This window comes from Kitasatospora sp. NPDC007106 (genome assembly GCF_040634455.1).
Classification (GTDB): domain Bacteria; phylum Actinomycetota; class Actinomycetes; order Streptomycetales; family Streptomycetaceae; genus Kitasatospora; species Kitasatospora arboriphila.
In genome coordinates, this window is the sequence record NZ_JBEYFP010001422.1 from 1 (window position 1) to 1097 (window position 1097).

A 1097-nucleotide genomic window follows, 5' to 3' on the forward strand; every position below is an offset into this window, starting at 1 on the left:
CGCGGGGTCAACGTCTTCCCCACCCAGATCGAGGAGATCGTGCTGCGCACCCCGGCGGTCGCGCCGCACTTCCAGCTGGAGCTGACCCGGCGCGGCCGGATGGACCACATGTCCGTCCGAGTGGAGTGCCGCCCGGACGCCACCCCCGAGCAGCGCGAGGCCGCGGCCGCCGCCATCGCCGCGGGCGTCAAGGACGGCGTCGGCGTGAGCGTCGCCGTGGAGATCGTGCCGCCCGACACCCTGGAGCGATCGGTCGGCAAGCTCCGCCGGGTCGTCGACGCCCGCAACCGCTGAGCCGCCCCGGCCGGACGGACCGTCAGACCTGCGGCACGCCAGGCACTCCGGCCGACCGGACATCACCGTTCACCTGCAGCGGCCGGGCTCTTCGACGTACCCTCGGACCGGCGGGCACCGGCACTGCGCGGGGAGACGCACCGGTACTTCGCGGGGAGACGGGAGGCAGATGGACCGACTCGGTCGGGACGATCCGCTCTCCGTCGGCCCCTACCGGCTGACACGCCGCCTCGGCGCCGGAGGCATGGGCCGGGTGTACCTCGGGCACACCCCCGGCGGCTACCCGGTCGCCGTCAAAGTGGCCCACCGGCACATCGCCGTCGACCACCGCTTCCGTTTCCGGTTCCGGAGGGAGATCGACGCCGCGCTGCGCGTCTCCGGGCTCTACACGGCCAGGGTCGTGGAGGCCGACCCCGAGGCGGAGCTGCCGTGGATGGCCACCGAGTACATCGAGGGGCCCACCCTGGACCAGAGGCTGGCCCGCGGGCACCTCGACCCCACCGAACTGGGCCGTCTGGGGTCGGCCCTCGCCGAGGCCCTGACCGCGATCCACAAGTGCAAACTCGTGCACCGGGACCTCAAACCGTCGAACATCATCATGGCCGCGAACGGCCCCCGGGTCATCGACTTCGGCATCGCGCACGCGATGGACGCCGTCCGGACGACCACCCTGGGCCGTACCCTCGGGACGCGCGGGTACATCGCGCCCGAGCAGTCCTCCGGAGTGGTCCGCCCCGCGTCGGACGTCTACGCGCTGGGCATGGTGCTCGTGCACGCGGCAGGCGGCGACCCGTTCGACCAGG

The 1097-nt window shown here is 73.2% G+C and carries 1 protein-coding gene and 1 pseudogene; both read left to right on the top strand.

All coding sequences use genetic code 11. The features are described from left to right. Positions 1–294: pseudogene (locus tag ABZ641_RS38965) on the top strand (phenylacetate--CoA ligase); the annotation flags it as partial. A gap of 169 nt (positions 295–463) precedes the next feature. After that, positions 464–1097 (top strand): serine/threonine-protein kinase (locus tag ABZ641_RS38970; RefSeq protein ID WP_359989449.1); only part of this gene is annotated, 634 nt, incomplete at its 3' end.